This is a genomic window from Chlamydiota bacterium (assembly GCA_012729785.1).
Lineage (GTDB): Bacteria > Auribacterota > Tritonobacteria > UBA1439 > UBA1439 > UBA1439.
Genome location: JAAYCL010000005.1, coordinates 31,257 through 43,825, shown reverse-complemented (window position 1 = coordinate 43,825; position 12,569 = coordinate 31,257). Strand labels below are relative to the sequence as shown.

The 12,569-nt window shown below is 64.9% G+C and carries 15 protein-coding genes; 11 read left to right on the top strand and 4 right to left on the bottom strand.

Features of this window, described 5'->3' with window-relative positions; translation table 11 throughout:
• Positions 1 to 116: 116 nt before the first annotated feature.
• From GXY35_01195 to GXY35_01180, 4 genes are all read right to left on the bottom strand, one after another.
• On the bottom strand, positions 117 to 407 hold the full coding sequence (locus GXY35_01195; protein ID NLW93215.1) for a hypothetical protein: 291 nt from the start codon (positions 405 to 407) through the stop codon (positions 117 to 119).
• 228 nt (positions 408 to 635) lie between these two features.
• Positions 636 to 1,022, bottom strand: coding sequence for a hypothetical protein (locus tag GXY35_01190; GenBank protein ID NLW93214.1), 387 nt, complete (start codon positions 1,020 to 1,022; stop codon positions 636 to 638).
• Positions 1,023 to 1,240: 218 nt separating this feature from the next.
• Positions 1,241 to 2,332 carry a sel1 repeat family protein gene (locus GXY35_01185; protein NLW93213.1) on the bottom strand — a complete coding sequence of 364 codons (1,092 nt, stop codon included), beginning with the start codon at positions 2,330 to 2,332 and terminating at the stop codon, positions 1,241 to 1,243.
• Between the two features lie 93 nt (positions 2,333 to 2,425).
• Positions 2,426 to 3,307 carry a hypothetical protein gene (locus tag GXY35_01180; protein NLW93212.1) on the bottom strand — a complete coding sequence of 294 codons (882 nt, stop codon included), beginning with the start codon at positions 3,305 to 3,307 and terminating at the stop codon, positions 2,426 to 2,428.
• A 487-nt stretch (positions 3,308 to 3,794) separates the two neighbouring features.
• On the opposite strand from GXY35_01180, the gene GXY35_01175 reads away from it, so the two are divergent.
• The 11 genes from GXY35_01175 (at position 3,795) to raiA (ending at position 12,565) form a co-directional block, all read left to right on the top strand.
• Entirely contained in the window at positions 3,795 to 4,742 is a 948-nt protein-coding gene (locus GXY35_01175) for a hypothetical protein (GenBank protein ID NLW93211.1), read from the top strand.
• A gap of 11 nt (positions 4,743 to 4,753) precedes the next feature.
• On the top strand, positions 4,754 to 5,734 hold the full coding sequence (gene rfaE1, locus GXY35_01170; GenBank protein ID NLW93210.1) for a D-glycero-beta-D-manno-heptose-7-phosphate kinase: 981 nt from the start codon (positions 4,754 to 4,756) through the stop codon (positions 5,732 to 5,734).
• Positions 5,731 to 6,285, top strand: a complete 555-nt coding sequence (gmhB, locus tag GXY35_01165; GenBank protein NLW93209.1) for a D-glycero-beta-D-manno-heptose 1,7-bisphosphate 7-phosphatase — start codon at positions 5,731 to 5,733, stop codon at positions 6,283 to 6,285. Before rfaE1 ends, gmhB begins: the two co-directional genes overlap by 4 nt.
• A 227-nt stretch (positions 6,286 to 6,512) precedes the next feature.
• Positions 6,513 to 7,250 carry a 3-deoxy-manno-octulosonate cytidylyltransferase gene (gene kdsB / locus GXY35_01160; protein NLW93208.1) on the top strand — a complete coding sequence of 246 codons (738 nt, stop codon included), beginning with the start codon at positions 6,513 to 6,515 and terminating at the stop codon, positions 7,248 to 7,250.
• 276 nt (positions 7,251 to 7,526) lie between these two features.
• On the top strand, positions 7,527 to 8,354 hold the full coding sequence (gene kdsA, locus GXY35_01155) for a 3-deoxy-8-phosphooctulonate synthase (GenBank protein ID NLW93207.1): 828 nt from the start codon (positions 7,527 to 7,529) through the stop codon (positions 8,352 to 8,354).
• 7 nt (positions 8,355 to 8,361) lie between these two features.
• Positions 8,362 to 9,342, top strand: coding sequence for a KpsF/GutQ family sugar-phosphate isomerase (locus tag GXY35_01150; GenBank protein ID NLW93206.1), 981 nt, complete (start codon positions 8,362 to 8,364; stop codon positions 9,340 to 9,342).
• Positions 9,343 to 9,391: 49 nt separating this feature from the next.
• The gene (locus GXY35_01145) at positions 9,392 to 9,922 is read left to right on the top strand and encodes an HAD hydrolase family protein (GenBank protein NLW93205.1); all 531 of its coding nucleotides are present in this window, start codon (positions 9,392 to 9,394) and stop codon (positions 9,920 to 9,922) included.
• Complete coding sequence (gene lptC / locus GXY35_01140) at positions 9,906 to 10,349, top strand: LPS export ABC transporter periplasmic protein LptC (GenBank protein NLW93204.1); 444 nt, start codon at positions 9,906 to 9,908, stop codon at positions 10,347 to 10,349. Before GXY35_01145 ends, lptC begins: the two co-directional genes overlap by 17 nt.
• On the top strand, positions 10,346 to 10,888 hold the full coding sequence (locus tag GXY35_01135; GenBank protein NLW93203.1) for a hypothetical protein: 543 nt from the start codon (positions 10,346 to 10,348) through the stop codon (positions 10,886 to 10,888). Before lptC ends, GXY35_01135 begins: the two co-directional genes overlap by 4 nt.
• A 23-nt stretch (positions 10,889 to 10,911) precedes the next feature.
• Entirely contained in the window at positions 10,912 to 11,778 is an 867-nt protein-coding gene (gene lptB, locus GXY35_01130; protein NLW93202.1) for an LPS export ABC transporter ATP-binding protein, read from the top strand.
• Positions 11,779 to 11,800: 22 nt separating this feature from the next.
• Positions 11,801 to 12,565 (top strand): ribosome-associated translation inhibitor RaiA, encoded by a 765-nt coding sequence (raiA, locus tag GXY35_01125; GenBank protein ID NLW93201.1) that lies wholly within the window; start codon positions 11,801 to 11,803, stop codon positions 12,563 to 12,565.
• The last annotated feature ends 4 nt before the right edge of the window (positions 12,566 to 12,569 follow it).

Below are 12,569 nucleotides of genomic sequence, written 5' to 3'. Positions count from 1 at the left end.
TGATCCGTCGTGCCTATGGCTATCGGGACGAGGAGTACATGAAACTCAAGATCATACAAACCTGTACCCCATGGATGGGACGCTTCCAACCATGGGCCTGGGCTCACAAAATTCCGTCATGAGCCCCAAATAAAATGCTTGAGCCAGGGACGCCTTTTCACCTCAGAGAGAAAGCGTTCGAAGTACTTCAGGGAGCTTTCCCAATCTCCTGTACTCAAGAGCTTGCGCCCACGGGAAAAATCGCGCCAGAAAAAGCCAGGAAGTCTTCCAGGAATGAGCAACAAGACAGCAACAAGCATTACTGCCTGCAAAGAAAGCCGAAAGTAAAAGATGCAGAAGACAACAGGTGCACCGATCAGAATCATTGCGAGGAGATAGAGAAGCTTGTATTGGCTTGTTCTGTTCATTTATATCCGATAGCAATCTAACGGGGCTGCGGCTGACCGGAGGCCGGAGACGGGCCTGCCCGCCGCAGGCCGTGCGGTCGAGCCGCTGGTTGGGGCGCGCGCTTCTCGCGCCCCGGCCAGCGGCGCCAGCCGCAGCCCCGTTGAGGCGACGCGCTTAGCGCGTCGCCTCAACGTTGCAACTCTCGGGCGGCGAAGCCGTACCGAGCATTTGCTGGTTCGGCTCTGATTTCACCAGAGTTTCCACCATGGTTGTTTGCGCTCTGGCGGCTTCGATCCCCCGAATACCCTGCACTCCGCGACTCTTGCTTCCGATGGCATGTCGGCGACCTGAAACGGAAGGATGTCAATGAACTGCTTGGGCGGCATGACGAGTTCCATCTTGCCCATGAGGTGTTGCATGATCGCCGGAATCTGGTCTTTGGCAGTGACTCCGACTACAAGTACCTGCCTCGCTGCTTCGTCGCCTTGGACATAGCATTGAGGAAGATACGCTTCGACGATGCCGGGGACTTGGGCGACAATCTGACCAATCGCATCCGCCATGATCTCCGGCATCGGCTTGGCGGGCACGCCGAAGAACATCGTCGTCCCCGCAATGATCTTCCGTTCTGTCATTCTTCCTCCTGCCGAACGGGCGGCGGCTGAGCCTCGGACCGGAGGCGAGCTTGCTCGCTGCAGGGCCGTAGGCTCCAGCCGCTGGTTGGGCCGCGCGCAGCGCGGACCGGCCAGCGGCTGGGAACAGCCGCCGCCCGTTGAGCCGACGCGCACGCGTCGGCTCAACGCTTCCACTAACGGGCGGCGGTACGCCGTACCGTTCAGTGGGTTGTTCGCTGTCATTTCTTAATAATTTTGAATCTCAGTGTCGGCATGTTGACTGGCACATCGACTTTCCTGCTCTTTGGTTCTCCCCCGTGGAGAAGCGTGAATTTCTCCATGCCATCTGTTAAGATGTAATCCGCTTTCTGCCACTTGCTCCAATCAGAGGGGGCCGGTTTGACTGGATGATCAATCTTGAAGACGATGGTCTCATCCTTATCGTTCTCAATTGTCACGTACCGATGCTGATTTGCGTAAATCAGAGCATCATCTTCATAAACAAGATAGTCACCTTGCCCCTCAAGCTTCTTCTCTGGAATGGGTCCAGAACCCATGCCTTGATCAGTAATGAAGTCATAGGATCGAAACTGCTTCGCTGACTTCTCTGGAAACTTGATCTGAAACACCAACGTATGTCTTAGGGAAGCTGTTTCTAACTGCCTCTGCCTGTCTCTATCTTCTCGCCTCTTCTTTTCTGCTTCTGTGGGCGGTCCATAAATGGCGTCAAGCTCACTGTCCAACCACCAGCCCGTATCTTTGAGTGCTGGATTCTCATCAGAGGGCTTGTATTCGTCCGGAATGCCTTTCATCTGCCCTCTGGCCTCGATGTATGCCGTAATGTATCCGAGCGTATAGTTCGAGAGGCAATCTTTAATGTCTTCTTTTGAGAGTTCCTCCATGATTCGCCGGAGGGAACTGTTAGAACGATACTGGGTGGATTCTGAACCCAAGCCACACATGTGCGTTGTCAGGAAAACGCAATACGCAATCTTCTTGTTCTTTGGAACGCCTTGACCATCCCTGTGCATGACACCGAGATTTACAAATGCATCAGCGTTCTGATTAGTGAACGCCTTCAACCACCAGTCCATGGCTTTGGGATAGTTTTGTTTTACCCCAGTTCCTTCATAATAATAGAGTCCGAGCTGTACCATGGCTTTGGTATCACCTTTTGCCGACAAATTCTCAAATATCTGTATCGCCTCCTTCGCTTTTCCTTCTTGCATAAGCCTGAAGGCATCCATTCCCGTTTTCTCTTCTCCAAAAGCTACTGCTTCCAAGCCTGTGATTAGGAGAGCCATCAAGCTAATACGTAAAGCGAGTGTCATCTGTGTTTTGTTTCCTTTCATTCAGCGAACGTTACGCTTCAGCCTGAGGCGGCCCCGGGCCGCCGATAGGCTGAAAGCGCTGGTTCGAGCTTCTTATCCTCTTGGTCCATAGAAGGGATCGCTTGTGAGCCACTCATCGACGTGTCTCGCGGTCTCGTCTAGCCGGAAGAATCCGAGTCGAATCCCGTCCCCCAAGATGCGCCCCGTGTCTGGATCTCGCGCCACACGTGTGATCCATTGGTAGCCGAAGTCATACTTCCCGTCGTTGAACCAGTCCTGAGGAATGACTTCTACCCGGCCCCCCCTGAAATCGAAGGCGAAGATTGCCCGACACATCTGGTCGAAGTAGTTGCTCGGTTTCCCGTTCGGGCAGTAGTCGGCCAGGACGAGTGTTTCCTCAATCGTCGCAAACGCCGGAGGTAAGTCTGCGAGATTGTGTCGACCAGAGGGAAGGGCGGTGAAACAAGTGAAGTCCGCTATCGCCGGCGGGGCAAACACTCGGTGCTGCTTCCCCTTTCGCATTCGATCGGCTTCTGATGAGGCGTCTTCTATGGGCGTCAAGCCGGAAGGGTCGATGATGTCAAAGTGGATGAACGGATTCGTGGTTGGATCGTCGTCATTTCTGGCGTGTTCGTACCACAGTAGGATCAGACCGCTCTCCAACGGGCTGAAGTAACAGCCGAAGTCCAGCAACATGACATCGGCGGATTCGCGAGTCTGAAGACGGGACACGCCCGCCAAGACCGGATGATTGCCGAAGTCAGCCCAAGTGAGAATCCCTGCGCTTGTCTCGATCTTCCTTCCGCGTAGATACCATGGGCTTGGTCCTGGTGGATCGAATCTCGATGGCTGTTCACTGCGTTGCCTGAACCATTTCATCTGTTTTGCTCGAACTTGTTTATCTACACAATCTCCGTTTATAGAGAACCCCGCGCTTCTCTCGTCCAGAATATTGCCGACCAGATGTTCTGTCAATCTTTTCCTCCTTCCATCCAGAGAAGATCTTGGCGTCACGCAATTCGGCGATTACCATAACAACGGATATGCCGTAGTTATAGAGATTTGTGTATAACACGGGTATTCCGTTATGACTGATACCGATGAACAGTCGAAGTCAGTGCTGGACGGCTGCTCCAATTTCTTGCGCGCGTAGGAGTTGGTGCTTCCCAAGCACCGGCCGTACCTGATCCGGTAGGTGAAGGAGTTCCTCCACTTCGCGCGGGCGCAAAGGGGCTGCACCAAGTATGAACGCCACTTTGGAAGTTATCTTCTTCTGAAATGGGTACCTCACCCGGCGCCCGGCGCAATTGACTTCCGGCACTTTTGCTGATAGCATTTCTCCCGTCACTGGTCGCCGCCGAGGCGCACCGACGCGGGCGCAACCGCCGATTTCCCGCGACCGGTTTCAGGCGTTTTTTCCTCGGTCCCGGCGTTGCCTTCGCGGCGGCATACAAAGGCCCCCATGGCTGAAAAAACGCGGTTTCCCCTGCATCGTCGCGTGAAGACGGTCCCCCTCTCCCGGAGGAAGCACAAGGTCACCCGCGCGATGTTCGGGCGGCCCGGCCGGAAGGGGGCCTCGTTCCGCGACTTCTACGACTCCCTCCCGCGGATCCTGGCGGCCACCGGGCTGCGCGCGGTCGTGGACGCGGTCGTCTCCGCCCGCCGGCGCGGCAAGCCGGTGATCGCCATGATGGGGGGGCACGTGGTCAAGTGCGGCCTGAGCCCCGTCCTGATCGACCTGATGCGCCGCGGCGCCGTCACCGCCATCGCGATGAACGGCGCCACGAGCATCCACGACTTCGAGGTCGCCCTCATCGGCAAGACCTCCGAGAACGTCCAGGCGGGTCTCGAGCGCGGCACCTTCGGGATGGCCCGCGAGACGGGGCGGATGATGAACGAGGCGCTCCTCCTCGGCGAGGCGGAGGAGCTCGGGGCCGGATGGGCGCTCGGCCGCTACATCCTCGAGCGCCGCCTCCCGCACCGCGAGGCGAGCCTCCTCGCGGAGGCGGTGCGCCTCCGCATCCCCGCGACGGTGCATATCGCCATCGGGACCGACATCATCCACCAGCACCCCCAGGCGGACGGGAGGATCATCGGCAAGACGACGATGGACGACTTCCGCCTCCTCGCGGAGGTGGTGGCGCGGCTCGGAAACGGGGGCGTCGTGCTCCATCTCGGCTCGGCGGTGGTGCTGCCGGAGGTGTTCCTCAAGGCGCTCACGGTCGCCCGCAGCGCCGGCAGGCCGGTGCGGAACTTCACCGCCGCGGTCTTCGACATGCTGCTCCAGTACCGCCCCCTCCAGAACGTGGTCCGCCGGCCGGTCGCCGCCGGGGGAACCGGACAGTACCTGCTCGGCCACCACGAGATCATGATCCCGCTCCTCGCGCAGGCAATCATCGAAAAACTCTGACGGGGGCGCGCGTGAAGAAGATCTCGAGACGTAAACTGGAGCGGCTCCTGGGGAGATTCGAGGACGCCCGGATCCTGGTGGTGGGCGACCTGATGCTCGACCGGTTCGTCTGGGGCACGGTGGGGCGCATCTCCCCCGAGGCGCCGGTCCCCGTGGTCGAGGTCACCTCGGAGTCCGACGTTCCCGGCGGATCCGCCAACGTCGTCAACAACATCTCCGCCCTCGGCGCCAAGGCGCACGTCTGCGGCATCATCGGCGCGGACCGGATCGGGATGGCGCTGATGGAGCGGCTCACCCGCGGGAAGATCGATCCCGGCGGCATCATCAGCGACCCCCGCCGCGCCACCACCCTGAAGACGCGCATCGTCGCGCACAGCCAGCAGGTGGTCAGGGTCGACCGCGAGAGCAAGACGGAGGTCACGGAGAAGGATATCGCGCGTCTCCTCTCCTACGTCCGGTCGGTCATGGACGGGCTCGACGCAGTCATCATCGAGGACTACGGCAAGGGGCTGGTGACCCAGCGGCTCGTCAAGGAGCTGATCCGCCTCGCCCGGCGGCACGACACGATCCTCGCGGTCGACCCCAAGATGGGGCGGCGCATCGACTACCGCGGGATCACCGTCATGACCCCCAACCGCCCCGAGGCGTACTGGCTCGCCGGGGCGGAGGACCGGGCGGGCCTCGAGGAGGTCGGCGGGGTTCTGCTCGACCGCCTCGGCTGCCGCGGGGTGCTCGTCACGCTCGGCGAGCAGGGGATGTGCCTCTTTCAGGGCGGCTGCGCGCCGACGCGCATCCCGACCGTGGCCCGCGAGGTCTACGACGTCTCCGGCGCCGGCGACACCGTCATCAGCACCTTCACCCTCGCCCTCGCCTGCGGCGCCTCGATGGAGGAGGCGGCGACGGTCGCCAACTACGCCGCGGGCGTCGTGGTGGGCAAGGTGGGGACGGCGGTCGCCACCCGGAGGGAGCTGCTCGAGGCGATGTACCCGTGAAACAGGCGGCGGTCTTCCTCGACCGGGACGGCACGCTCAATCACGACCCCGGCTACCTCGGCGACGCCGCGAGGTTCCGATTCCTCCCGGGCGCCGTCGACGCGGTCAGACGCCTGAAGGAAGCCGGCTACCGCGTCTTCGTCGTCAGCAACCAGTCGGGGATCGCGCGCGGCTTCTTCGACGAGGAGGACCTCCGCCGGGTGCACGACCGGATGGCGGCGGGCCTGCGGGAGGCGGGGGTCGCGCTCGACGGCATCTTCTACTGTCCGCACCTCCCCGAGGCCCGGTGCCGGTGCCGCAAGCCCTCGCCCCGGATGGTGCTCGACGCCGCGGCGCGGTACGATATCGACCTCGCGCGCTCGTACTTCGTCGGGGATCGGCGTTCGGACATCGAGACGGGGATACACGCGGGGTGCGGCACGATCCTCGTCCTGACCGGCGCGGGGGAGGAGACGCAGGCGGAGCTCGGGGCAAAGCGGCTCTCCGACCACGTCGCCGCCGACCTCGCCGCGGCCGCGGACTGGATCCTGTCGCGGGATCCCGCGCGGTGATATTCTGCCGCCACAGAGGACACAGAGATCACAGAGTAAACTGGCTGCGTTGCCACGGATCATCACGGATAGGTGTACTGTGAAATTCAAAGATACTCCGCGATCAGCCGTGTCGATCCGTGGCACGAAAAGTTGTTTCCATATCTGCGGCAATCCGCGGCTGAAACCGTATTCTCTGTGCTCTCTGTGACCTCTGTGGCACCACATATCCTCTGAAGGGCAATGCTATGACGAAGGCCATCGGCATCATCCCGGCGCGGTACGGCTCCACCCGGCTCCCCGGCAAGATGCTCGCCGAGATCGGCGGCGTCCCCCTCGTCTGTGCGGTGCTCGACGCCGCGCGCCGGGCGCGGCGCCTCGACGACGTCGCGGTGGCGACCGACGACCGGCGGGTTTTCGAGGCGGTCGAGGCGCACGGCGGAACGGCGCTGATGACCTCCCCGGCGCACCGGTCCGGGAGCGACCGTGTCGCCGAGGCGGCGGCGGGGATGGACTGCGGGATTGTCGTCAACATCCAGGGCGACGAGCCGCTGATCCGCGGGGAGGCGATCGACGCGGCGGTCGGGGCGCTTCTCGACGATCCGTCGCTGAACGCGGCCACCCTGGCGGTTTCGCTCGCCTCCTCCGCGGACGCCGACGACCCGAACGTCGTCAAGGTGGTGCGCGACCTGCGCGGCGACGCCCTCTACTTCTCGCGCTCCCGGATCCCCTACGTTCGGGAGGCGGCGGGCGGCCGCGGCCCCGCCCTCAAGCACGTCGGCCTCTACGCCTACCGCCGGGAGTTCCTCCTCTCCTTCACGAGCTGGCCGCCGACGCCGCTCGAGAAGCTCGAGCGGCTCGAGCAGCTGCGCATACTGGAGCATGGGGAGCGGTTGCGCGTCCTGGAGACGCCGTGGGATCCGGTGAGCGTGGACACGCCGGAGGACCTCGAGCGTGTGCGGAAGATCTTCGCCGAGAAACAGTAACGTCGCCACAGAGATCACAGAGGAATCGCACACGGCGGCGTACACGGAGCACAGAGAGATACTGCTTCGGCGTTTTCACAAAGAGTAAAGGAGTCAAAGAGAGAGGCTGATCCCTTTTCAATAAGAAAAACACAGCCTCTTTCTCTCTTTTGCTCTTTGTGAAAAACATGTGTGTTTCTTTGCTCTCTGTGCCCTCTGTGCTCTCTGTGGCAACGTGTATTCCTTGATGTTCTTTGTGGCGCCGGCGGCGGCGGGGGGCGTACAATGTCGTCTGAGATGAAGACGCGGATCGTCGAGGCGCGCGGGGTGCGGATCGGCGGGGGGCTTCCCCTCGTGTTGATCGCCGGCCCCTGCGTCATCGAGGACGAGGCGACCGTCCTCGAGACGGCGCGCCGCCTGAAGGAGCTCTGCAGCGCCCGCGGCGTCCCGCTCGTCTTCAAGACCTCCTACGACAAGGCCAACCGCACCGCCGTGAACGCATTCCGCGGCCCGGGCCTCGCGAAGGGCCTCGCGGTCGTGGCGGCGGTCAAGGCGGAGACGGGACTCCCGACGCTCGTGGACGTGCACGAGCCGGGGCACGCGGCCGCGGCGGCGGAGGTCGCGGAGATCCTCCAGGTGCCGGCGTTCCTCTGCCGCCAGACGGACCTGCTCCGGGCCGTCTGCGCCACGGGGCGGGCGGTCAACGTCAAGAAGGGGCAGTTCCTCGCCCCGTGGGACGCGAAGAACATCGTCGAGAAGTGCGAGGCGTTCGGGGCTCGACAGATCCTCCTCACGGAGCGCGGGAGCTCGTTCGGCTACAACAACCTCGTGAGCGACATGCGCGCGCTTCCCTTGATGCGCGGCTTCGGATGGCCGGTGGTCTTCGACGCGACGCACAGCGTCCAGCTCCCCGGCGGCCTCGGCGGCAGCACCGGCGGGCAGCGCGAGTTCGTCCCCGTCCTCGCCCGCGCGGCGGTCGCCGCCGGCTGCGACGCGCTCTTCCTCGAGATACACCCGGACCCGGACCGCGCGCGCTGCGACGGGCCGAACCAGCTCCCGCTCGCCGAGGCGGGGGCGCTGCTCGACGACTGCGTCGCGATCCACCGCATCGCGGCGGGGGGGTGAGGCGCACATGCGCGGGAACAAGAGCCACCTGAGGGTCGCACGAAACGTCTTCAGGATCGAGGCGGCGGCGATCCTCGATCTCGGCACACGGCTCTCCGCCTCGTTCAACCGGGCGGTCGAGGCGATCTACGCCTGCCGCGGCCGGGTGATCGTCTGCGGGATGGGGAAGCCGGGGATCATCGGCCGCAAGATCCAGGCCACCTTCGCGAGCATCGGCATCCCCTCCCTGTCGATGCACCCGGCGGAGGCGGTGCACGGCGACCTCGGGATGGTGACCGCGGAGGACGTCGTCCTCGCCCTCTCGTCGAGCGGGGAGACGGAGGAGATGCTGCGCTTCGTGCCGGTGGTGAAGAAGATCGGCGCGCTGCTCATCGCCCTCACCGGGGCCCCCCGCTCGTCGCTCGCCGTGCATAGCGACATCGTCCTCGACGTCGGCGTGGCGCGCGAGGCCTGCCCCCTCGGCCTCGCCCCGACGGCCAGCACCACCGCGATGCTCGCCATGGGCGACGCGCTCGCCGTGGCCTTGATCGGCAGGAAGCGCCTGAAGCCCGAGGAGTTCGCCCTCTACCACCCCGCGGGCGCGCTGGGGCGCCGGCTGCTGAAGGTCGCCGACGTGATGCGGACGGGAAAGGCCAATCCGATCGTCGGGACGGGGACGCGGGTCAAGGAGGTGCTCCTCGCCATCACCAGGGCCCGGGCGGGCGCCGCGACGGTCGTGGATTCGTCGGGGAAACTCGCCGGCATCTTCACCGACGGCGACCTCCGCCGGGCCTTCGAGGCGCGCGGCGACATCGCCTCGCGCCCCATCCGCGACTTCATGATCCGGAATCCGATCACCATCGGCCCCGGGCGCCTCGCGGTCGAGGCGCTCCGCGTGATGCGCGGGGACAACCCGAAGGGGCGCAAACTCGACGAGCTTCCCGTGACGGACGCCACGCGGCGGCCGGTCGGGATGCTCGACGTGGTGGACCTGATCGGCATCGGGTGACTAATCGGCGCAGGAGCGTTTCCCCGCGGCGCCCGTGGCGTAGTGTACGATGAGACAATCCGAAATCCTGGCACGCGCCCGCCGCATCCGCGCCGTCGTCTCGGACGTGGACGGGGTCCTGACCGACGGCGGCATCATCTACGGAACGCGGGGGACGGAACTGAAGCGGTTCCATGCCCGCGACGGCCTCGGGATCATCCTCGCGCGCCGGGCGGGGCTCAAGGTCTTCCTGGTTTCGGGCCGCTCCTCCGCCGCCCTCGCCCGCCGGAGCCGGGAGCTCGGGGTGGACCGCCTCTGGCAGCGCGCGGGTGACAAGGGCCGCATACGTGCTATACTATGCACGGCGTACGGTCTCGCGCCGGAGGAGCTCTGCTGCATCGGGGACGACCTCCCCGACCTCGCGCTCGTCGCGGGGGCGGGGCTCGGCGTGGCCGTCGCCGGCGCCCCAGGAGAACTCCGCAAGGCAGCCTGCCTCGTCACCGCGGCGCACGGGGGGGAGGGGGCCTTCAGAGAGGTGGTGGAGCTGATCCTGAAGGCCCAGGGCAGGTGGGAGGATGCGCTTCGTGCATATAGGCCGTAGCCTGCTTTTCCTCGCGCTCCCCTGCACCCTCGCTGCGGCCGAGGATCCCCCTGCGGCGCCGCAGGAGCCGGGGTCCGAACTCAGGGACGGGTTCACCTTCAATTCGACCCGCAAGGACGGCAAGATCGAGTGGAAGGTGGCGGGGAGCTCCGCGACGTTCCTCTCGCCGGAGACGATCGAGCTGAAGAACGTCCGGGCCATCTTCTTCTCCGACGACGGCACGAACACCGTGGCGACCACGGACAAGGCGGTGCTCGACAAGGAGACCCGCCGGCTCAAGACCGACGAGTTCGTGACCATCGCCACCGAGAACTCGGTCACCACCGGCACCGGGATGGACTGGGACCACGAGCGCAAGAGGGGCGCGCTCAGGAAGGACGTGAAGGTGATCTTCACCGGCACCGGGGGCAAGGGGGCGATCAGGTGACCGCCGCCGCCCTCGCCGCGATGCTCCTCCTCGCCGCCGCGCCCGGCCAGGCGGCCCCGGCCGCCGAGGCGGCCCCGACCGCCCGGCCCGCGGCGCCGAACCCGCCCACGGTGGTCACCTCCGACCGCCTCGATGTTGACTACGCGAACAATATCGCCGTCTTCGCGGGCAGCGTCCACCTCAAGGACAAGAGCGGGGAGATGTGGGCCGACGAGATGACCGTCACCTTCGACAACGTCACCCGCGAGGTCAGGGAGATCGTCGCGACCGGAAGGCAGGTTGTGATCGACGCGCACGGGAGGAAATCGGTGAGCCGCAGGGCCTCCTACACCGCCGCCGACGGCAGGATCCTCCTCACCGGCGAACCCAAGATACTGCACGGCCCCAACGCCTACACGGCGGACAAGATCACGATCTTCAAGGACCAGGACCGGACCATATTCGAGCCGAGGGCCCGGATGATCTTCTACTCGGACCAGGGCTCGGGGGTTTCGGACGCCCTGGGCGGCCTCCCCGGGGCGCGCGGGGCGGGCGACTGATCCTGGGCCGGAAAGGCGACAGCATGGACAGCGGACACGGCAACCACCCGGCTTCCCGGGAGAAGGCGGCGCCCAAAGAGGGGCGGGCCGCCGCCGAGCCCGCGGGGGCCCTCCCGGTCTCGCGGGCGGCGCAGGAGAAGGCCCTCGCCGCCCACGGCGCGCAGGAGGCGGCCCTGATGCGGACCGTCGACCTCGTGAAGGTCTACGGCGGCCGCGCGGTCGTCAACGGCGTGAACATCACGGTCAACCGCGGCGAGATCGTGGGGCTCCTCGGCCCCAACGGGGCGGGGAAGACGACCTCCTTCTACATGATCGTGGGCCTGATCCGCCCCCACGCCGGCACGGTCCTGTTCAACGGGCAGGAGATCACCTCGATGCCGATGGCGCACCGCGCGCGCCTTGGGATGAGCTACCTCTCCCAGGAGCCGTCGATCTTCAGGAAACTGACGGTGGAGCAGAACATCATGGCCATCCTCGAGACCCTCCCGCTCTCGCGGGCGCAGCGGAAGGCGCGCCTCGAGGAGCTCCTCGAGGAGCTGGGCATCGCCCACCTCGCCACGCAGAAGGCGTTCACCCTCTCCGGCGGCGAACGCAGGCGCCTCGAGATCAGCAGGGCCCTCGTGACCTCGCCCTCCTTCATGCTCCTGGACGAACCGTTCTCCGGCGTGGACCCGATCGCCGTCTTCGACGTCCAGCAGATCATCGCGAACCTTAAGAAGAAAGGGCTCGGCATACTGTTGACCGACCACAGCGTGCGCGAGACCCTGACCATCACCGACCGGTCGTACCTTATCTACGAGGGGAAGGTGCTGACCCACGGGACCTCCGATTTCCTCATCAACGACCAGGAGGCCCGCCAGTTCTATCTCGGCGAACGGTTCGAGATGTAGGCCGCGTTTCGGAGGAGGTGCCATGCAACTGATCGTGACGGGACGCCACGTGAGCGTCACCGGGGCGATGAAACAGTACGCCCGCGAAAAGCTGGAGCGGATCGTGACGGAGCGCCCCCACCTGAACGAGGCGCACCTGATCCTGGACGTGCAGAAGTACCGGCATCTGGCGGAGATCACCGTGCGCGGCAAGAACCTGGAGCTCTTCTGCCGCGGCGAGACGTCGGACATGTACGCCTCGATCGACGCCGCCGCCGCGAAACTCGAGCGCCAGCTCCGCCGCTTCAAGGAGCGTTACACGCGCAGGGGGAGGTCTGCGCGGCGTCTTCCCCGCCGTGCCGCCCCCCGCCAGGAGGCGGAGCGTGGCGGCATCACGATCCGCTTCCCGATGAACCGGGTGGCCGCGAACGAGGCGATCCTCCAGATGAAGGTGCAGGGGCACCTCTTCTTCGCCTTCCTCAACGCCGACACCGGCCGCGTGAACCTGCTCGTCCGCCCCGGCGCGGGGGAGATCGGGCTCCTGACCCCCCAGAAGCTCCAGGGTCCCGGACGGCCCGCCGTCTTCCGGATGCGGGTCTACCGCGAGGAGGCGCTCGGGGAGGGCCGGCGGCCGCGCATCGTCCGGAAGGAGGACCGCCTGGTCAACTGGTGTTCGCCCGAGGAGGCGGTGGAGGCGATGGCGGGCGAGGAGGAGACCTACCGCCTTTTCATGGACGTCGAAACGAAAGCCCCGTGCGTGGTCTACGAGCAGAAGGGCGGCGACTACGGCCTGATCGAGGCGCGCTAGGGGG

Excerpts from the sequence above, each read along its gene's own strand:
- GXY35_01175 (NLW93211.1), top strand. The coding sequence starts at position 3,795 with ATGGCTGAAAAAACGCGGTTTCCCCTGCATCGTCGCGTGAAGACGGTC.
- kdsA (NLW93207.1), top strand. The coding sequence starts at position 7,527 with ATGAAGACGCGGATCGTCGAGGCGCGCGGGGTGCGGATCGGCGGGGGG.
- raiA (NLW93201.1), top strand. The coding sequence starts at position 11,801 with ATGCAACTGATCGTGACGGGACGCCACGTGAGCGTCACCGGGGCGATG.
- kdsB (NLW93208.1), top strand. The coding sequence starts at position 6,513 with ATGACGAAGGCCATCGGCATCATCCCGGCGCGGTACGGCTCCACCCGG.
- lptB (NLW93202.1), top strand. The coding sequence starts at position 10,912 with ATGGACAGCGGACACGGCAACCACCCGGCTTCCCGGGAGAAGGCGGCG.
- GXY35_01190 (NLW93214.1), bottom strand. The coding sequence starts at position 1,022 with ATGACAGAACGGAAGATCATTGCGGGGACGACGATGTTCTTCGGCGTG.
- GXY35_01195 (NLW93215.1), bottom strand. The coding sequence starts at position 407 with ATGAACAGAACAAGCCAATACAAGCTTCTCTATCTCCTCGCAATGATT.
- GXY35_01145 (NLW93205.1), top strand. The coding sequence starts at position 9,392 with ATGAGACAATCCGAAATCCTGGCACGCGCCCGCCGCATCCGCGCCGTC.
- GXY35_01185 (NLW93213.1), bottom strand. The coding sequence starts at position 2,332 with ATGACACTCGCTTTACGTATTAGCTTGATGGCTCTCCTAATCACAGGC.
- GXY35_01150 (NLW93206.1), top strand. The coding sequence starts at position 8,362 with ATGCGCGGGAACAAGAGCCACCTGAGGGTCGCACGAAACGTCTTCAGG.